This is a genomic window from Cytobacillus sp. FSL K6-0129, assembly GCF_038007625.1.
Taxonomy (GTDB): Bacteria; Bacillota; Bacilli; order Bacillales; family Cytobacillaceae; genus Cytobacillus; species Cytobacillus kochii.
In genome coordinates this window covers 3,005,714-3,025,488 of the sequence record NZ_JBBOXM010000001.1, presented here as the reverse complement: position 1 = coordinate 3,025,488, position 19,775 = coordinate 3,005,714, and the positions used below count along the sequence as shown (strand labels likewise).

The following is a 19,775-nucleotide window of genomic DNA, read 5'->3' as shown; positions in this document are numbered from 1 at the left end:
CGGCACTCATTTGATTTAAACGATTTGTTTATTCTCTTTCATCTTCACTGTCGATAGATCCTTCAGGCAATTCCTCTGCAGTTTCAAGTGGCTTTGCTCGCTCTTCTCCATCTTTTTCTTCTTCCTTTTCAACCTTTGCTACAGTAGAGACGAATTCATTCACACTTTCATCGATTCGAATAAGTCTTACACCTTGCGTGTTTCTTCCCATAGTTGAAATATCTTCTACTCCCATACGGATAATGACACCGCCAGTAGTAATCAACATGATGTCTTCCTCACCACGTACAGCTTTCATCGTAACGAGATCACCAGTTTTTTCAGTAATATTGGCCGTTTTAATTCCTTTACCACCACGACCCTGAATACGATAATCATCAGCTGGTGTTTGTTTACCATAACCTTTTTTCGTAACTACTAGAATGTTGTCCCCTTCTTCTAGAACTTCCATTCCAACCACTTCATCTTCTTCACTCAGAGTGATCCCTTTTACACCAGTAGCTGTACGTCCCATAGAACGGACCGCATCTTCAGGGAAACGAATAAGGAGACCATTTTTTGTACCGATGATAATTTCTTTATCTCCATTTGTAAGACGTACAGAGATTAATTCATCTTCTTCTTTTAAACCTAAAGCAATTAAACCGTTTGTACGGATATGAGCAAATGAAGATAACGGTGAACGTTTAGAAATGCCTCGTTTTGTTGTGAAGAACAAGAACCAATCATCCACAAAATCCTCTATCGGAATAACAGCATTAATCCATTCATCCTTTTCAATACCTAACAAGTTAATGATAGGAATCCCCTTCGCTGTTCTACTAAATTCAGGAATTTCATACCCTTTAGCTTGATACACTTTTCCTTTATTCGTAAAGAAAAGGAGATGATCATGCGTTGAGGTAGTCAATAGGTGTTCAACAAAATCATCTTCATTTGTTCCCATTCCTTGTATCCCTTTTCCACCTCGTTTTTGGGCACGATAAGTAGATACCGGTAATCGCTTAATATAGCCTTTATGTGTAAGTGTAATAACAATGTTCTCTTGAGGAATCAAATCTTCATCTTCTAGATGCTCAAGACCACCGGAAACAATTTCTGTACGGCGTTCATCATTAAAACGGTCTTTTAATTCTGTAAGTTCTTCGCGAATAATGTCTAATACTTTTTCATCACTTGCTAAGATTGCTTTTAAATCTGCAATTAATTGAATAAGACTAGCATATTCTTCTTCGATTTTCTCACGCTCTAAACCAGTTAAACGCTGTAGACGCATATCCAAAATCGCTTGCGCTTGCTTCTCCGAAAGGTCAAATTGTGTCATTAAACCTTCTTTGGCAATATCTGTAGTTCTTGACGCTCTGATTAATTTAATGACTTCATCTAAATGATCTAAGGCAATTCGTAAACCTTCTAAAATATGCGCTCTTGCTTCCGCTTTCCGCAATTCGAATTCTGTTCTTCTTCTTATAACGACAACTTGATGGGCTAAATAATATTCTAAGCATTGTTTTAAATTCAATACTTTAGGTTGTCCATCCACTAAAGCAAGTAAATTAATACCGAAGCTTGTCTGTAATGCCGTATGTTTATATAAATTATTTAAAAGCACATTTGCATTGGCATCTTTACGGACTTCAATAACAATTCGTAAACCATCTCTGTCAGATTCGTCACGTAAATCTGTAATACCATCAATCTTCTTATCACGTACAAGGTCAGCAATTTTCTCAATCAATCTTGCTTTATTCACTTGGTATGGGATTTCATTAACAATGATAACTTCTTTCCCATTTGATTTCTGTTCGATTTCAACCTTTGCTCTAAGAGTAATAGAGCCTCTTCCTGTTTCATAAGCTTTCCTAATTCCACTACGGCCTAAAATAAGTCCTGCAGTCGGAAAGTCTGGTCCAGGAATGATTTCCATTAACTCTGGAATCGTAATTTCCGGATTTCTACTTAATGTAAGTACACCATCAATGACTTCGCCTAATTGATGAGGAGGGATATTGGTAGCCATTCCTACAGCAATACCTGATGTACCATTTACAAGCAGATTAGGGAACCGAGCAGGAAGCACGACCGGTTCCTTTTCCTCTCCATCATAGTTGTCTTGATAATCGATGGTATCTTTATTAATATCTCTTAACAATTCCATTGATATTTTTGACATACGGGCCTCTGTATAACGCATGGCAGCAGCAGAGTCGCCATCAATTGATCCAAAGTTACCGTGTCCATCAACAAGCATATATCTATAGTTAAAGTCTTGTGCCATTCTTACCATTGTTTCATATACTGCTGAATCACCATGTGGGTGGTATTTCCCGATAACATCTCCAACAATACGGGCAGACTTTTTAAACGGTTTATCTGAGTGCATGCCAAGATCATGCATTGCATAAAGTATTCTTCTGTGCACAGGCTTTAGCCCGTCACGTACATCAGGTAGGGCTCGGGAAACGATAACACTCATTGCATAATCCAAGAATGACGTTCTCATTTCCTCACTTATATTAATTTCTTTAATTTGGGACTTAGGCGTATCAGCCATCTATAGGTACCTCCCTATCGCACAAAGCTTATTGCTTAGGCTACATTTTATTGACAATATCTATGTAAAAGCAGGATAGAACCAACTCTATCCTGACTTTCATTAAATATCTAAATTCTTCACATACTGCGCATTTTCTTCGATAAAGTTACGGCGTGGTTCTACTTTATCTCCCATAAGGATTTCAAACGTTTCATCTGCTTCAATCGCATCTTCTAAGCTTACTTGTAAGAGCGTACGCGTTTCCGGATTCATTGTCGTTTCCCATAATTGATCTGGGTTCATCTCACCTAAACCTTTGTAACGTTGGACATTTGGTTTCGGCGTAGCCGGAAGCTCTTTCATAATCTCGTCTAATTGGCGATCGTTATAAGCATATGAGATTTTCTTCCCTTGTTGAACTTTATACAAAGGTGGCTGCGCAATATATATATAGCCCGCATCTAAGATTTGTCTCATATAACGATAAAAGAATGTGAGTAATAGTGTTCGAATATGCGCCCCATCTACATCGGCATCTGTCATAATAACGATTTTATGATATCTTGCTTTCGTAATATCAAAGTCTTCACCGATTCCTGTTCCAGACGCAGTAATCATTGCTCGTACTTCATTATTAGATAATATTCGATCTAACCGTGCTTTTTCTACGTTTAGGATTTTTCCTCGAAGTGGTAGAATTGCTTGGAAATGCCTGTCTCGTCCTTGCTTAGCTGAACCACCCGCTGAATCACCCTCAACGATATATAGTTCCGAAATAGACGCATCTTTTGAAGAACAATCAGCAAGCTTACCTGGAAGACTAGAAACTTCTAAAGCACTCTTTCTTCTTGTTAGCTCTCTCGCCTTTTTAGCTGCTGCTCGAGCTCTTGAAGCCATCATACCTTTATCGACGATTCTCCTTGCAACAGATGGATTTTCCAATAAGAATTTTTCAAAGGCTTCCGAAAAAGCCGTATCTGTTGCCGCTCTTGCTTCTGAATTGCCTAATTTCGTCTTCGTTTGTCCTTCAAACTGAGGGTCAGGATGTTTAATTGAAACAATCGCTGTTAAACCTTCCCTGACGTCTTCACCTGTAAGGTTGGCATCATTATCTTTAAACACGCCATTCTTACGAGCATAATCATTAATCACCCTCGTCAGCGCTGTTTTAAATCCAGATTCATGTGTTCCACCTTCATACGTATGAATATTATTGGCGAAAGAATAGATATTACTTGTATAGCTATCGTTGTACTGCATTGATATTTCAACAGAAATACCATCTTTTTCGCCTTCAATATAAATCGGCTCTTCATGAAGTACTTCTTTATTTTTATTTAAATGCTCTACATAAGACCTAATACCACCTTCATAGTGGAATTCTTTGGTCTTATTCTCTTCACGTTCATCTGAAAGAGTAAGCTTTAATCCTTTATTTAAAAAAGCTAATTCGCGGACCCTCGTTGCTAATGTATCAAAATCATATTCTAATGTTTCAGTGAAAATCTCACCATCCGGCTTAAAAATTGTGGTTGTGCCAGTTACTTCTGATTCACCGATTACTTTTAAGTCTGCGCTCGGTACACCACGTTGATATTTCTGATAGTAGATTTGCCCGTCACGATGAACATAGACTTCTAACTGAGTAGAAAGAGCATTAACAACAGATGCACCAACACCATGAAGACCACCAGAAACTTTGTAGCCTCCGCCACCAAATTTTCCTCCGGCATGTAAAACAGTCATAATGACTTCTACAGCAGGTCTTCCCATTTTTTCTTGTATCCCAACAGGAATCCCCCGTCCATTATCAACGACCTTAATACTATTATCCTCGAGAATACTTATATTAATTTCATCACAATATCCAGCAAGTGCCTCGTCAATACTATTATCGACAATTTCCCATACTAAATGATGTAATCCTTTTCCACTCGTTGATCCGATATACATACCTGGACGTTTTCTAACTGCTTCAAGACCTTCTAATACTTGTATCTGGTTCTCATCATAGGATTGTTGCCCCATTGCTTCCTGATCCATTGACACATCGATCACCTACACTTTCCATTTTGCATATCATTCTTTTTCATTTGCTCATCATCGACATTAAACAATCAATTTCCTCGTCCTCTTTTTTAAAGTAGACGAAGCAAGAGGAGAGTAATATATATGATCGGTTGTAATCACAACTGATTTGTACACACCTTTAGCCAAATTGGTATAAGAAGCGTCATCACGCTGCAAAAACTCTTCTGCATTTATAGAAGAGCCGACACTTTCTTTATCAATAATGGCTACCAAATCTTTTGCACGTATTAATACATCCTCGCCAATATGAATATACAAGGCCTCACCTCATTGAATTTTTTTAAGGCTGCCCGCCTTCACTTCATACGCAGCTGCTTCTTTTAAAGTCTGATGATCTATTCCATCGACACTAGTGGTCGTTACAAATGTTTGTACTTTTCCTTGTATCGTATTAAGCAAATGCGATTGCCGGTAATCATCCAATTCCGATAGTACATCATCTAATAAAAGAATAGGGTATTCTCCAATTTCAGCGTGAATCAGTTCGATCTCAGCAAGTTTCACTGATAATGCTGTGGTTCTTTGTTGACCTTGAGAACCAAAAGTTTGCACATCTCGCCCATTCACTTGAAATAACAAATCATCTCTATGAGGGCCGAACAATGTAACGCCTCTTTCAATTTCTCTTGTTTTTGTTTTTTCATACTTTTCTAGGTATATATTCTTCATTTTCGACAAATCTTGTTCTTCTGATACATCAACAGAAGGCTTATACTGAATTTTTAACGTTTCAAGTCCCCTAGAAATACCTTCATGGATTGGCATTGCCCACTTTTCTAGCAAATAGATGAACTCGAATCTCTTAGCGATTATTTTAACAGCCATCTCAATAAATTGTTCAGTTAAAATATCAAGCATAGCCTGATCAGTCTGTTTACGTGACTGTAGCAACTTTAAATAATGATTTCGTTGTTGGAGTATTTTCTGAAACTGATTAATGTCATGAAGATAAACGGCGGATACTTGTCCAATTTCCATATCAATAAAACGACGCCTTACTTGAGGGCTCCCTTTTACTAAATGGAGATCTTCAGGCGCGAACATCACAACATTCATATTACCGACATATTGGCTAAGCTTTTGTTGTTCAATATGGTTACACTTTGCTTTTTTACCCTTTTTAGATATCACAAGCTGCATAGGTAGAGAACCATGTTTATTTACTACTCTACCTTCTATTTTAGCATACTCCTGATCCCAACGAATAAGATCTTTATCATTTGAGGTGCGATGAGACTTAGCCATGGCTAAAACATAAATAGATTCCATCACGTTTGTCTTACCTTGTGCATTCTCACCTAATATGACATTGACCTTATTATCAAACTGTACCGACAGTTCATTGTAATTGCGATAATCCTTTATTTGTAATTGCTCTATATACATAGGCGGTTACATCCTTAATTGTTCGAAATTGTAAATGTGCCATGATCAGGTATTTCGATTACATCGCCTGCTCTTAGCTTTCTCCCACGACGCTGATCTTGTTCCCCATTAACAAATACAACATATTCACCTAAAAACCATTTCGCCATTCCCCCTGACTGAATTAAATCAGCTACTTTGAGAAATTGCCCTAAAGTAATATATTCCGTTTCAATTTGTATTTTGTTCATCATTGCACTCTTTCTAGTTATTTGACATCGTACTTCTCTATTTTTTAGTATCTAATAGTTTATTTTACTAAATTATTGTGTGATACACAAAGTAAATCTTTTATTAAGTATTGAAGTCATTTATTGCGAAAATTCTGGAAGTAAATTCAAAACAGAATGAGTTAAATAAAAAAATCCGAACACACTCTTCCTTGAATGATTGTTCGGATTTCTATTTACCTAAAGCTTTAGTATGTTCTAACTGGCAAAATCAATTGCAAGATTGAATCATCATTAAGTGGTGTGATAATAAATGGTCTCATTGCACCCGTAAAGCTAATTTTTATTTCTGTACCCTCTAATGTTTTTAAAGCATCCATCATAAATTTCGCACTAAACGAAATTTTAAGGTCTTCTCCTTCTTTCGAAATGCTCGGAAGCTCCTCGATAACTTTACCGATTTCTGGAGAATTAGATGAGATCTCAATGACTTGATCATCAACAGTAGAAAGTTTAACGACATTATTTTTACCTTCTCGTGCAAGTAAAGAAGCACGATCAATGGCTTGTAAAAATGCTTTCGTAGTAACAACGACATCCGTCTTACTTTCATTTGGAATCAATCGTGATGTATCTGGGTAATTTCCTTCTAGTAATCTAGAGAAGAATAATAAATTTTTCGCTTTAAATAAAACTTGGTTCTCTGTAATAACAATTTGAATTGTATCGTTGTGATCGTCGAGAATTTTGCTAAGTTCACTCAAACTTTTCCCAGGAATAACCACATTATAAGATGCTTCTGATGCTGTTTCGATCGTTGCTTTTCTCAATGCTAAGCGGTGGCTATCTGTTGCAATACAGGTTAAAGCACTTCCTTCAATCTGCCAGTTTACACCTGTCAAGATTGGGCGTGTTTCTGAGGTGGACACTGCGAAAACTGTCTGCCTAACCATTGCTTTTAGAAGGTCAGTCGGAATAGAAAAAACATTATCTTCTTCAATTTGCGGTAAATGAGGATATTCATCCGCATCAATACCGTTTAGATTGAATTGAGATTTACCAGAAGTAATAACTGTTTGTAAATGATTTTCTACATGAATTTCTACTTGGTCTGTTGGCAATTTCTTTACGATTTCACTAAAGAACTTTGCTTGTAATACAATTGAACCTGGTTGTTCAATGTTAACTATGACCTCATTTTCTTCTGTTTTAGGAATAAATGACTCAATAGAAATATCAGAGTCACTACCTGTTAAAGCTACACCTTCGTCAGATGCAACAATTTTAATTCCAGTTAAAATGGGAATGGTTGTTCTACTAGTAACGGCCTTCATAACATCTTGAACGCTTTGAACTAAGCGATCTCTCTGAATCGTAAATCGCATGATTAACCTCCAATGTATATACATATATTTTTTATTTTAAAATAATAGAAGTATTAGTAGGGCTTGTTAACATGTGGATAACTAGAAAAATGAATGGAAACACAGCCTATCCACATGTGGACAGACTGTGCATAATCATTCGGTAGTTATTCACAATTATACTTTAAGTAATTCATTAATTTCTTTTAATTGCTGTTGAAATTGTGTGTCTGCATGAAGTAATTTAGAGATTTTTTCGTGGGCATGAATCACTGTTGTGTGATCTCGGCCCCCGAATTCCTCACCGATTTTCGGTAGAGAGAAATCGGTTAATTCTCTAGATAGGTACATAGCAATTTGCCTAGGAAAAGCAATAGACTTTGTCCGTTTTTTCGCACTAAAATCTTCTAATTTAACGTTATAATAGCCTCCGACAACCTTTTGAATCTCATGAATAGTAATAACTTTAGGTTTTGAACTCGGAATAATATCTTTTAATGCTTCTGCAGCTAAATCTGCATTAATATCTTTATTTATAAGTGATGAGTAGGCAACAACACGAATAAGTGCTCCTTCTAATTCACGAATATTAGAATCAATTTGATTGGCAATATATAACATGACTTCATTAGGAATGTCTAACCCTTCAGCTTTTGCCTTTTTACGTAAAATCGCAATTCTTGTTTCTAAATCTGGTGGGGTAATATCTGTAATCAGTCCCCATTCGAAACGAGAACGCAGGCGATCCTCAAGTGTCGGAATCTCTTTTGGAGGTCGGTCACTCGAGATGACAATCTGCTTTGATTCTTCATGTAATGTGTTAAACGTATGGAAAAATTCCTCTTGGGTTGATTCTTTTCCGGCAAGGAATTGAATATCATCTATTAATAGCACGTCTACTTTTCTATATTTATTGCGGAAATCAATGGTTTTATTATCTCTAATAGAGTTAATAAATTCATTGGTAAATTTCTCAGAAGATAAATAGACAACTTTCGCATTTGGATTATGATCCAATACATAGTGACCAATTGCATGCATTAAATGTGTTTTCCCTAAACCAACACCACCATAAATAAACAGTGGATTATAGGCCTTAGCAGGTGCTTCTGCTACTGCGAGTGAAGCAGCATGGGCAAATCGATTCCCAGAACCAATAACAAATGTATCAAAAGTATTTTTCGTATTTAACATATTGAAGGTAATGTCTTGGGATTCCTCTTCGACTGGCTTCTTTTTAGCCGGGCTGATGGCTTCAAGCTCTTCTTCGTTCTGGTTTTGCGGAATAATGAATTTAACTTCGAGTCGTTCACCAGTAACTTCTTTTATTGTTTCGGAAATTAATGGAGAATAGCGCTCTTCTAGCCAATCTCGAGCAAATTCATTAGGTGCTTTGATCACTAAAGTGTCTCCTTGAAGATTATGTGCTTTAGTTGACTTCATCCAGGTTTCAAAGCTTGGTTTACTAATTTTCTTTTCTATTTTTGCTAAAGCCTGCTGCCATAGGTCAGATATATTTTCCAATGATGATCCCTCCTTTTCTTTGAAAATAACGGCTGAAAATGCCCACAAAAATGTTTATATAGAAAAAATGAATAAAATAAGATGTGGAAAAATATATAATAAGGAAAAAAGGCGACATTTCGACAATATCCACCACCTGTGGACAACCTTTTACATAGGGGTTGTATAACCTGTCCACATGATATCCACAATCTGTGGATAATAAAATATATACCGTTCAGTTATTAAGTGTGAAAACACAAATATGATAACAGAAATAACAAGAGCATGCAACGTTTTTTCAATGCTTATCCACAAGTGAAACAACCTGTTTATAACAATTGTCCACAGGTAGTGTTTTTGTGAAAAACTTGTCTATATGTAGTGTGGATAAAATAAATTTGTCGAAAAAAGTATCCACAAGTAAAAATATATGCTGAATGATAAATACGTGGATAAATAGATGGAAGACAGTCTTCTTATAAAAACAGGACATTTAAATTAATGGACTTACAAACAATATGGAACTAGATTATAGCGGATGTGCAAAAGGAATCATGAGTACAACAAAAATGGAATCAATCATAATGACACATAAATTTAATTGTGACCATGGGACCTGTTGAATGATTATGAAGGTAATTTGTATAACTTGTTCGCATGGAGAAAGTCGCCAATGCTCATAATTAGACATGGAACGAGAAGTGAAGTCTGATCCAAAAACGTGAGAATGAAAAGAGGTCTAAAGTCTAAGTCCAAAAAACTTGTAAAACAGGTTAAAACAAAACGGCTAATTTAAAATCAGCTATTAAAAAAATTTATAAGAAAATAGCCCTTCAATCATTGCTATACAGGCTCGCAATCAATGGATTTCCCCAATAACCAAAAAATACTATTGAAATGAGGGTGACATTGGAGACGAAACAAAGTAAAATTCAGTACAGTGATGTTTTTTGAAAAAAGTTGCGCGTAAAGGTTAATCATCCGATGGATAGTTGACAATCTTTAGGTAGCATCTATATAATTAATAAGACTGTCTTTAACAGCTATTCCTCAGGGAGGTGTCATATAATGAAAAGAACTTATCAACCAAATAAACGTAAAAGAAGTAAAGTTCATGGATTCCGCAGCCGTATGAGCAGCTCGAACGGACGTAACGTTCTAGCACGCCGCCGTCGTAAAGGAAGAAAAGTATTATCTGCTTAGGCCACTGAAAATCAGTGGTCTTTTTTCACGTAATAGTGTAAAAATAGTGAGTAAACGCATGATTGATCGATTGCCCAAATAGAGAATATAAGACTTATTTATACATGAGCTGTTACGAACCGTGTATGAAAAAGAAGGTGTAAATGACATGAAGAAAGAATTTAGAGTAAAGAAGAATAAAGAATTTCAAGAAGCCTTTAAACAAGGTAAGTCATTTGCTAACCGGCAATTTGTTGTTTATTCTTTACAAAGAAATGACCAGTCTCATTTTAGAATAGGATTATCTGTTAGTAAGAAGCTTGGTAACGCTGTCAAAAGGAACCAAATCAAGCGTTATATTAGACAGGCCTTTCATGAGCTGGATCAAGAGTTAAAACCAAATTATGACTTTATTATTATCGCACGAAAGCCAACTGCTGAAATGAGCTTTTTTGAAATTAAGAAAAGCTTAATGCATGTTTTGAAGCTTTCTCGGGTTGTTAAAACACATAAACATGGAAATAATAAGTCATAATTTCATAAAAAGAGCTTTTTTTTATGAAATTTGGGAAAGACATCTTTTATTCATATGACATATGAGGAAAAGATGATAAAATACATACCATGAGTAAAATCAGTTTATTCGATTCTCAGTAAAAATGAAGAGATGATAGAAAAACTGTAACAATATTATCTAGGCATTAAGGAGGAAATAACGGTTGAAAAAGCGAATACCTTTATTGGTTGGTCTAATTCTAGTCACCGTACTTTTAGCAGGGTGTACTGAATTTAATGAGCCAATTACTTCCGAGAGTGAAGGCTTTTGGAACTCATACATCGTTTATCCGCTATCATGGCTTATTATTAAAATTGCAGGCCTTATGGGCGGAAGCTATGGTTTGTCGATTATTGTCGTAACAATTCTGATTCGTCTAGTAATTCTACCATTGATGATTAAACAAACTAAGAGTTCTAAAGCAATGCAGGCAGTACAGCCTGAGATGCAAAAGCTACGTGAAAAATATAGTTCTAAAGATCAAAAGACACAACAAAAGCTTCAACAAGAAACCATGGAATTAATGCAAAAACATGGTGTAAACCCATTGGCGGGCTGTTTACCATTGTTAGTACAAATGCCGATTCTTATTGGATTCTATCATGCGATTTCAAGAACGCGAGAAATTGCTAATCATAACTTCTTATGGTTTGATCTTGGCGATGCCGATCCATATTATATCTTGCCAGTTGTAGCAGGTATTACAACGTTCATTCAACAGAAGATGATGATGGCTGGACAAGACTTTAGTGCGAATGAAATGATGGCAACGCAAATGAAAATGATGTTATGGTTAATGCCAATCATGATCGTTATTTTTGCTATTAATTTCCCAGCGGCTCTTTCTCTATATTGGGTAGTTGGTAACTTATTTATGATTGTACAAACTTATTTCATTAAAGGTCCAGATTTAAAAAAATCTAAAGAAACACAACCTGCGGGAGGAGCGAAAAAGTGAAAGAAATAACTGCTACAGGACAAACCGTCAATGAAGCAGTACATTCGGCTTTAGCTCAATTACAAACAACAGAGGATCGTGTAGAAATAGAGATTCTCGATGAAGGAAGGAAAGGGATCCTTGGTATATTCGGATCCCGTCCTGCAGTGATAAAAGCAACGATGAAAATGGATCCGATTGCAGAAGCGGAGAAATTTTTATTAGAGGTCAGTGAGAAAATGGGCGCGCCGGTTGAAATTGAAACTGTTAGAGACGGTAAAAATGTTGAATTTATTCTATCTGGTAATAAAATTGCTTTATTAATAGGTAAACGAGGTCAAACATTAAACTCTTTGCAGTATCTTACACAGCTTGTCGTCAACAGATATTCTGATCAATATTTTAATATTATATTAGATGCAGAAAACTATCGCCAAAGAAGAATTGATACGTTGGTGCAGCTTGCTGAAAGATTAGCAAGCCAGGCAATTAAAACTGGTAAAAAGGTCTCGCTTGAGCCTATGCCTTCCTATGAGAGAAAAGTGATCCACTCTGCTTTGTCTCATGATAAGAAAGTAGAAACGTATTCGGATGGCAATGATCCTCATCGACATATTGTCATTTCACCAGTTAAAAATTAATTTTTTATAGAGAGTGTCCAAGCGGACGCTCTTTTTTTATGGATAAACGCGCAATTACTTCAGAACCATTTCGGAACTTCCGAAAGAGCTTAGAAAACATTCGCAGCTTTTTTCACAAAGAATTGGTCAAAGAGGAAAATAATGAATTCAGCATTGTATGATTGTTATTCACATGTGGATAAGTTAAAATAGAGCATAATACCGACTTGGTTTCTGTGGATAATTTTTAGAAGAAAAAAATTTGTCTATACTGTTGATAACAGGTATTTTCCTTAGTTCGGGGATTTTTGACGAGGATGATCTTGCTTTTAATAATTGTTTGCATATGATATTCTGTTTTTTTGGGAAATAATTTTTTTCATAGATTGAAGGATGAGTAATTATAGATAAAAATGAAATGAGGTGAAGCCGCTTGGAACTTGATACAATAGCTGCTATATCTACTCCTATGGGTGAAGGCGCAATTGCAATTGTACGGCTAAGCGGACCTGAAGCTTTTGATATAGCGGATCATTTATTTAAAAGTGTGGGAGATAAACGTTTGAAAGAAGTCCCATCTCACACAATTCATTATGGCCATATTATTGATCCGAAGACTGACCAAGTTGCTGAAGAAGTAATGGTTTCGGTCATGAAGGGTCCAAAGACGTTTACAAAAGAAGATGTGATTGAGATTAACTGTCACGGTGGACTCGTTTCTGTCAATCGCGTCCTGCAATTGATGTTGACAAATGGTGCTCGCTTAGCTGAACCAGGTGAATTTACAAAGCGTGCTTTTTTAAATGGGCGCATTGATTTATCGCAGGCGGAGGCAGTGATGGATTTAATCCGAGCGAAAACGGATAAGGCAATGAATGTCGCCTTAGGTCAAATGGAAGGCAGATTGTCAAACTTAATTCAAAGGTTACGACAGGAAATTCTAGAAGTACTTGCCCATGTGGAAGTGAATATTGACTATCCCGAATATGATGATGTCGAGGAAATGACCCATCAGTTACTATTAGAGAAGGCAAGCTTCGTTAAAAAGGAAATCGAGCAGTTACTACGTACATCCCAACAAGGGAAAATTTTACGTGAAGGTTTATCAACGGTAATCGTTGGACGCCCGAATGTTGGTAAATCTTCGTTATTAAATAGCCTAGTCCATGAGAATAAAGCGATCGTGACAGATATCCCAGGTACGACAAGAGATGTAATAGAAGAATATGTGAACGTAAGAGGCGTGCCATTAAAATTAGTAGATACAGCTGGTATTCGGGAAACAGAAGATATTGTTGAAAGAATAGGGGTAGAGAGATCACGACAAGTATTAAAAGAAGCGGATCTTATTTTACTGGTTGTGAACTATTCGGATGAGCTTACGGATGAGGATATGAATTTATTTAAAGCGGTCGAAGGCATGGATGTTATTGTCATCGTGAATAAAACCGATTTAGAACAAAAGATTGATATGGAAAAAGTGAGACAGCTCGCAGCTAATCAGAAGCTAGTGACAACCTCTTTATTAGAAGAACAAGGAATTAACGAGCTTGAAGAGGCGATTTCTGAATTATTCTTTACTGGCTCCATTGAAGCAGAAGATATGACATATGTCTCTAACTCAAGACATATTGCTCTTTTACACCAAGCGATAAATTCAATTAATGACGCAATAGAGGGTGTTGATCTGGGCACACCGATTGACATCGTACAAATAGATTTGACAAGAACATGGGAAATTCTAGGTGAGATTATTGGAGATAGTGTACAAGATAGTTTAATTGACCAGTTATTCTCTCAGTTCTGTCTTGGAAAATAAGAAAAAAAACCGTTGATATAAATATAAAAAAAGAAAAGGGAGGTAAAATGAAATGGCTTATGAAGCAGGTTCATATGACGTTATTGTTATCGGTGCCGGTCATGCAGGAGTTGAAGCAGGTCTTGCCTCAGCTCGAATTGGGGCAAAAACTTTAATGGTCACAATCAATCTTGATATGGTTGCCTTTATGCCATGTAACCCTTCAATTGGTGGACCGGCGAAAGGAATTGTCGTACGGGAAATTGACGCATTAGGCGGCGAAATGGGGAAAAATATTGATAAAACCTATATCCAAATGCGTATGCTTAATACAGGTAAAGGCCCCGCAGTAAGAGCATTAAGAGCACAAGCGGATAAATTTACGTATCAGCATGAAATGAAAAAAACATTGGAAAACCAAGAGAATTTAACATTATTACAAGGTATGGTGGAAAGTTTAATTGTTGAAGATGGTGAATGTAGAGGTATTATTACGCAAACGGGCGCAACTTATTATGCGAAATCTGTTGTTATTACTACCGGTACATTCCTCCGTGGAGAAATTATCTTAGGAGAATTAAAGTATTCAAGTGGACCGAATAATCAACAACCATCGATTAAGTTGTCCGAACATCTAGAGGCTTTAGGTTTTGATATGGTTCGTTTTAAAACGGGAACGCCACCGCGCGTAAATAGTCATTCAATTGATTATAGTAAAACAGAAATACAACCAGGTGATGATGTACCGAGAGCATTCTCATATGAAACGACTAAATATATTACAGAACAACTGCCATGTTGGTTAACATACACGAACGAAAAAACGCATACGCTCATCGACAATAACCTACATCGTTCTCCGATGTATTCTGGTATGATCAAAGGGACAGGTCCTCGTTATTGTCCGTCAATTGAGGATAAGGTGGTTCGTTTTAATGACAAACCAAGACATCAAATCTTCCTTGAACCAGAGGGGAGAAACACGCAAGAAGTTTATGTACAGGGGTTATCAACTAGTTTACCTGAAGATGTACAACAAGACATTTTGCGGACGATTCCAGGTTTAGAAAATGTGCAAATGATGAGAGCTGGTTATGCAATTGAATATGATTCCATTGTACCGACGCAATTATGGCCAACATTGGAAACGAAAAAAGTGAAAAACCTTTATACTGCCGGCCAGATAAATGGGACATCCGGTTATGAAGAAGCAGCCGGTCAAGGTCTAATGGCAGGGATGAATGCAGCGCTTCATTCACTTGGTAGAGAGCAAGTGATCTTAAGTCGCTCCGATGGCTATATCGGGGTACTAATTGATGATTTAGTAACAAAGGGGACGAACGAACCTTATCGTTTATTAACTTCTAGAGCGGAGTACCGTCTATTATTACGCCATGACAATGCGGATCTTCGTTTAACAGAAGTAGGTTATAAAGTAGGCATGATTAGTGAGGAACGTTATCAAAAATTCTTGTCTAAAAAACAGCAAATTGAAGAAGAAAAAATGCGTTTAAAGAAGATTATTTTAAAACCGAATGCTGAGGTTCAAGGTTTAATTCAATCCCTAGGTGGAAGTGAATTAAAAGATGGGATACGTGCAAGTGATTTATTAAAAAGACCAGAAATGTCTTACGCTCATATTGAACAGCTCGCTAAAGCAACGAGTGAGTTAGATGATGATGTAAAAGAACAAGTAGAAATACAGATTAAGTATGAGGGCTATATTGAAAAATCATTACAACAAGTAGACAGACTGAAAAAAATGGAAAACAAAAAAATTCCAGATCAAATCGATTATGATGATATCAATGGGCTTGCGTCTGAAGCACGCCAAAAATTGAAATCAGTGCGTCCTCTATCTTTAGCACAAGCATCTCGTATTTCTGGTGTAAACCCAGCAGATATTTCTATTCTACTCGTTTATTTAGAACAAGGAAGAATTGCGAAAGTGGCTAATGAATAAGAGAGGATTGAACGCATGAATACAGAACAATTTGTTCATTTGCTTGAGGAGAAGGGAATTTCCCTCTCCAAGCAGCAAATGGAACAGTATGAATTGTACTATTCGACGCTTGTTGAATGGAATGAAAAAATGAACCTAACGGCCATTACAGAAAAAGATGAAGTATATTTAAAGCATTTTTATGACAGCATCTCAGCTGCCTTTTATTACGATTTCAACCAGCCGTTAAAGGTATGTGATGTTGGAGCTGGAGCTGGTTTTCCAAGTATCCCTTTAAAAATTGCCTTTCCTCAAATACAAGTGACCATCGTTGATTCATTAAACAAACGGATTGGTTTTTTAAATCATTTAGCTGAAAAACTTGGATTAGATCATGTCGAATTTGTACATGATCGCGCGGAGACGTTTGGCAAAAACAAAAAATACCGCGAAAGCTTTGATCTTGTCACAGCTAGGGCGGTAGCAAGATTGTCAGTACTGAGTGAATTATGCTTGCCCTTAGTCAAAGTCGGTGGTACCTTTTTAGCTATGAAAGGTGCAGGGGCTGAACAAGAACTAGATAAAGCAAACAAAGCGATAACAACCTTTGGTGGTAAACTGATAGATTCACACACTTTCACATTACCAGAAGAAGAAAGTGAAAGAAACATTCTAGTAATTAAGAAAGAAAAATCTACCCCTAATAAATATCCAAGAAAGCCGGGAACGCCTAATAAATCACCGATTGAATCGTGAATTTGAGCGTATATGGTTTTTTATATCACTATAAATTGATAGACAATCGCAGGAATTGTCTACTTTGTAGAGAATAGGTTATAGGGAGTTTCGTAAAGGTGGTGCAGGGTGATGAAGCATTCTTTCTCACGCCTTTTTGGCCTAGGCGAAAAGGAAAAAACAAATGAAGACAAGCTAGACGAACAAGCAGATATAGAAATGGAAGAGGCAGAGACAGAGACATTAGCAAGCCAGGAAGAGGTAAAGAAGATCCCTATCGATCAAATCGTTCCTAACCGTTTTCAGCCTCGGACAATATTTGATGATGAGAAAATAGAAGAGCTTTCTCGTACAATTCATATTCACGGTATTATTCAGCCAATTGTCGTTAGAGAATACGGTGACAATCAATTTGAAATTATTGCAGGTGAGCGTCGCTGGCGTGCAATGAATAAATTGGGTTGGGAAGAAGTTCCCGCCATTGTCAAGAATATGAGTGATACAGAAACGGCCTCAATTGCGCTTATTGAAAACTTGCAGCGTGAAGAGCTTTCGCCTATTGAAGAAGCCGTTGCTTATGGAAAGCTACTAGAGTTACATAACTTAACACAGGAAGCATTGGCACAACGTCTAGGAAAAGGGCAATCAACAGTAGCCAATAAATTAAGGTTGTTGAAATTACCAGAAGAAGTACAAGAAGCCCTTTTAAGAAAAGAAATAACAGAACGACATGCAAGGGCACTTATTCCTTTAAAAAGCCACGAGAAGCAAGTTAGCTTATTAGCTGAAGTTGTTGAAAAACAGCTAAATGTAAAGCAAACAGAGGACCGAGTGGTAAAGCTATTAGAAAAAGATCAACCAAAGGCAAAACCAAGAAGAAAAGCATTTAGTAAAGATATGCGTATTGCTGTCAACACGATTCGCCAATCGCTTTCAATGGTTTCTGATAGTGGCATAAACTTAGATTCACAAGAAGAAGAATTTGATGAATTCTATCAAATAACAATCAAAATTCCAAAAAAGAAAAAATAAATGACCTAGCCAATCTCAAATCAACTTTTGCGAGATATGGCTCTTTTTTTATCCAGAAAATAGCATCTGGAAGATTTTCTTATTTTTCTTAAAATAATTATTCTTCCCCTCACGTTCATGATAAAATAGATTCGTGCGTTCGAAAAAAGTGAATGCGTACTAAAACAATGATGTCTTTAATAGGGGTTTTTAATAGATTACATACGTAGAAAAACAAACATGTGAAGAAAGCAGGTGAGTTCAGGTGGGGAAAACGATTGCTTTAGCTAACCAAAAGGGTGGCGTAGGAAAAACAACAACAGCAGTGAACTTAGGTGCATGTCTAGCTTCTATGGGCAAAAAGGTGTTGCTTGTAGATATAGACCCACAAGGTAATGCAACGAGCGGTATTGGTATTGAGAAGGCAGAAGTGGATTATTGCATTTATGATGTATTAGTAGACGATTTAGAAGCAAGTAAAGCCATCAAACCAACAATTGTAGAGAAACTGCATATAATACCTGCTACGATTCAACTAGCAGGAGCGGAAATTGAACTTGTACCAACAATATCAAGAGAAGTTCGGTTAAAAAGAGCTTTAGAAGACGTGAAGGAAAACTATGATTATATTATTATCGATTGTCCTCCATCACTAGGATTACTAACGCTCAATTCTTTAACAGCATCTGACGCCGTATTAATTCCTGTACAATGTGAATATTATGCGCTTGAAGGATTAAGTCAACTGTTAAATACGGTGAGACTTGTGCAAAAACATTTAAATCAAGATCTTCGTATTGAGGGCGTTTTGTTAACAATGTTGGATGCAAGAACGAATTTAGGTATTCAAGTCATTGAAGAAGTGAAAAAGTACTTTCAAGATAAAGTGTATCGCACGGTGATTCCTAGAAATGTACGTTTAAGTGAAGCACCAAGTCATGGGGAGCCAATTATCACATACGATCCAAAGTCTCGCGGAGCAGAAGTATACTTAGACTTAGCAAAGGAAGTGTTAACAAATGGCTAAGGGGTTAGGTAAAGGGCTTAATGCCTTCTTTACGAATGTGGACAAAGAAAGTGAAGAAATAATTGAAGAAATCAAACTTAAGGAAATACGTCCTAATCCGTATCAACCGCGAAAAATCTTCACAAAAGAGAGTATAGAAGAGCTAAAACAATCGATTCTCACACACGGAATCCTCCAACCAATTATTGTTCGTAAAAGTATTAAAGGTTATGAAATTGTTGTTGGTGAAAGAAGGTATCGGGCAGCAAAAGAGGCAAATATGCAGACGATGCCAGTCATTATTCGCGACCTATCAGAACAACAAATGATGGAATTAGCTATATTAGAAAACCTTCAAAGGGAAGATTTAACGCCGATTGAAGAAGGCGCAGCTTATCAATTATTAATTGAAAAACTAAAAATCACACAAGAGGAATTGGCTAAGAGATTAGGAAAAAGCCGACCGCATATTGCTAATCATATTCGCTTGCTTTCACTGCCAGCTAAAGTACAAGAGATGATTGCTGATGGAAAATTAACGATGGGTCATGGTAGGACGCTGTTAGGGTTAAAGAAAAAATCCCTTATGGATACGGTAGTAGAAAAAGTGTTAAAAGACTCTTTAAATGTAAGGCAGTTAGAACAATGGATCGGGCAATTAAACGAAAAAGTTCCACGTGAAACAAAGAAGAAGGAAAATAAAGATGTGTTTATTCAATCACATGAATCTTCGCTTAGAGAAAGGTTCGGCACGAACGTTCATATTAAAAAAGGAAAAAAGAAAGGGAAAATAGAAATCGAATTCTTTTCTAACGACGATTTGGAGCGAATACTGGATCTTTTAGATCAGCAAAAAGAATCCATCTAGCCGCTTAGTCGTTTGCTAGATAGACATC

17 protein-coding genes are annotated in these 19,775 nt (G+C 36.7%); 10 read left to right on the top strand and 7 right to left on the bottom strand.

Features of this window, described 5'->3' with window-relative positions; translation table 11 throughout:
- Positions 1-28: 28 nt before the first annotated feature.
- The 7 genes from gyrA to dnaA form a co-directional block, all read right to left on the bottom strand.
- Positions 29-2,554: a DNA gyrase subunit A gene (gene gyrA, locus MHI57_RS15020; protein WP_095371323.1), complete on the bottom strand. Its 2,526-nt coding sequence runs from the start codon at positions 2,552-2,554 to the stop codon at positions 29-31.
- Between the two features lie 102 nt (positions 2,555-2,656).
- Positions 2,657-4,579: a DNA topoisomerase (ATP-hydrolyzing) subunit B gene (gene gyrB, locus MHI57_RS15015; protein WP_340978628.1), complete on the bottom strand. Its 1,923-nt coding sequence runs from the start codon at positions 4,577-4,579 to the stop codon at positions 2,657-2,659.
- A gap of 66 nt (positions 4,580-4,645) precedes the next feature.
- Positions 4,646-4,885 carry an extracellular matrix regulator RemB gene (remB, locus tag MHI57_RS15010; RefSeq protein ID WP_095371325.1) on the bottom strand — a complete coding sequence of 80 codons (240 nt, stop codon included), beginning with the start codon at positions 4,883-4,885 and terminating at the stop codon, positions 4,646-4,648.
- Positions 4,886-4,894: 9 nt separating this feature from the next.
- A complete protein-coding gene (gene recF, locus MHI57_RS15005; RefSeq protein WP_095371326.1) occupies positions 4,895-6,013 on the bottom strand; it encodes a DNA replication/repair protein RecF in 1,119 nt (372 codons plus the stop codon).
- 14 nt (positions 6,014-6,027) lie between these two features.
- On the bottom strand, positions 6,028-6,246 hold the full coding sequence (gene yaaA / locus MHI57_RS15000; protein WP_095371327.1) for a S4 domain-containing protein YaaA: 219 nt from the start codon (positions 6,244-6,246) through the stop codon (positions 6,028-6,030).
- 224 nt (positions 6,247-6,470) lie between these two features.
- Positions 6,471-7,607 carry a DNA polymerase III subunit beta gene (gene dnaN, locus MHI57_RS14995; RefSeq protein ID WP_340977082.1) on the bottom strand — a complete coding sequence of 379 codons (1,137 nt, stop codon included), beginning with the start codon at positions 7,605-7,607 and terminating at the stop codon, positions 6,471-6,473.
- 156 nt (positions 7,608-7,763) lie between these two features.
- Positions 7,764-9,110, bottom strand: a complete 1,347-nt coding sequence (gene dnaA / locus MHI57_RS14990) for a chromosomal replication initiator protein DnaA (protein ID WP_095371329.1) — start codon at positions 9,108-9,110, stop codon at positions 7,764-7,766.
- Positions 9,111-10,160: 1,050 nt separating this feature from the next.
- Here dnaA and rpmH point away from each other — a divergent pair.
- From rpmH to MHI57_RS14940, 10 genes are all read left to right on the top strand, one after another.
- Positions 10,161-10,295 carry a 50S ribosomal protein L34 gene (gene rpmH / locus MHI57_RS14985; RefSeq protein WP_016201470.1) on the top strand — a complete coding sequence of 45 codons (135 nt, stop codon included), beginning with the start codon at positions 10,161-10,163 and terminating at the stop codon, positions 10,293-10,295.
- Between the two features lie 148 nt (positions 10,296-10,443).
- The gene (gene rnpA / locus MHI57_RS14980; protein WP_095371330.1) at positions 10,444-10,809 is read left to right on the top strand and encodes a ribonuclease P protein component; all 366 of its coding nucleotides are present in this window, start codon (positions 10,444-10,446) and stop codon (positions 10,807-10,809) included.
- 184 nt (positions 10,810-10,993) lie between these two features.
- Positions 10,994-11,788 (top strand): YidC family membrane integrase SpoIIIJ, encoded by a 795-nt coding sequence (gene spoIIIJ, locus MHI57_RS14975; RefSeq protein ID WP_095371331.1) that lies wholly within the window; start codon positions 10,994-10,996, stop codon positions 11,786-11,788.
- Positions 11,785-12,408 carry an RNA-binding cell elongation regulator Jag/EloR gene (gene jag / locus MHI57_RS14970; RefSeq protein ID WP_095371332.1) on the top strand — a complete coding sequence of 208 codons (624 nt, stop codon included), beginning with the start codon at positions 11,785-11,787 and terminating at the stop codon, positions 12,406-12,408. Before spoIIIJ ends, jag begins: the two co-directional genes overlap by 4 nt.
- 412 nt (positions 12,409-12,820) lie before the next feature.
- A complete protein-coding gene (gene mnmE / locus MHI57_RS14965) occupies positions 12,821-14,206 on the top strand; it encodes a tRNA uridine-5-carboxymethylaminomethyl(34) synthesis GTPase MnmE (protein WP_095371333.1) in 1,386 nt (461 codons plus the stop codon).
- A 52-nt stretch (positions 14,207-14,258) separates the two neighbouring features.
- Positions 14,259-16,148: a tRNA uridine-5-carboxymethylaminomethyl(34) synthesis enzyme MnmG gene (gene mnmG, locus MHI57_RS14960; protein WP_095371334.1), complete on the top strand. Its 1,890-nt coding sequence runs from the start codon at positions 14,259-14,261 to the stop codon at positions 16,146-16,148.
- A gap of 15 nt (positions 16,149-16,163) precedes the next feature.
- Positions 16,164-16,883, top strand: coding sequence for a 16S rRNA (guanine(527)-N(7))-methyltransferase RsmG (rsmG, locus tag MHI57_RS14955; protein WP_307319120.1), 720 nt, complete (start codon positions 16,164-16,166; stop codon positions 16,881-16,883).
- A 111-nt stretch (positions 16,884-16,994) separates the two neighbouring features.
- Positions 16,995-17,894: a nucleoid occlusion protein gene (gene noc, locus MHI57_RS14950; RefSeq protein ID WP_307319118.1), complete on the top strand. Its 900-nt coding sequence runs from the start codon at positions 16,995-16,997 to the stop codon at positions 17,892-17,894.
- A gap of 244 nt (positions 17,895-18,138) precedes the next feature.
- On the top strand, positions 18,139-18,900 hold the full coding sequence (locus tag MHI57_RS14945) for a ParA family protein (protein ID WP_095371337.1): 762 nt from the start codon (positions 18,139-18,141) through the stop codon (positions 18,898-18,900).
- Entirely contained in the window at positions 18,893-19,747 is an 855-nt protein-coding gene (locus MHI57_RS14940) for a ParB/RepB/Spo0J family partition protein (RefSeq protein ID WP_095371338.1), read from the top strand. The genes MHI57_RS14945 and MHI57_RS14940 overlap by 8 nt, the downstream gene beginning before the upstream one ends.
- The last annotated feature ends 28 nt before the right edge of the window (positions 19,748-19,775 follow it).

Bases quoted from the DNA above. Each gene is read 5' to 3' on its own strand.
- gyrA (WP_095371323.1), bottom strand. From the start codon at position 2,554: ATGGCTGATACGCCTAAGTCCCAAATTAAAGAAATTAATATAAGTGAG.
- gyrB (WP_340978628.1), bottom strand. From the start codon at position 4,579: ATGGATCAGGAAGCAATGGGGCAACAATCCTATGATGAGAACCAGATA.
- recF (WP_095371326.1), bottom strand. From the start codon at position 6,013: ATGTATATAGAGCAATTACAAATAAAGGATTATCGCAATTACAATGAA.
- yaaA (WP_095371327.1), bottom strand. From the start codon at position 6,246: ATGATGAACAAAATACAAATTGAAACGGAATATATTACTTTAGGGCAA.
- dnaN (WP_340977082.1), bottom strand. From the start codon at position 7,607: ATGCGATTTACGATTCAGAGAGATCGCTTAGTTCAAAGCGTTCAAGAT.
- rpmH (WP_016201470.1), top strand. From the start codon at position 10,161: ATGAAAAGAACTTATCAACCAAATAAACGTAAAAGAAGTAAAGTTCAT.
- rnpA (WP_095371330.1), top strand. From the start codon at position 10,444: ATGAAGAAAGAATTTAGAGTAAAGAAGAATAAAGAATTTCAAGAAGCC.
- mnmG (WP_095371334.1), top strand. From the start codon at position 14,259: ATGGCTTATGAAGCAGGTTCATATGACGTTATTGTTATCGGTGCCGGT.
- rsmG (WP_307319120.1), top strand. From the start codon at position 16,164: ATGAATACAGAACAATTTGTTCATTTGCTTGAGGAGAAGGGAATTTCC.
- noc (WP_307319118.1), top strand. From the start codon at position 16,995: ATGAAGCATTCTTTCTCACGCCTTTTTGGCCTAGGCGAAAAGGAAAAA.
- MHI57_RS14940 (WP_095371338.1), top strand. From the start codon at position 18,893: ATGGCTAAGGGGTTAGGTAAAGGGCTTAATGCCTTCTTTACGAATGTG.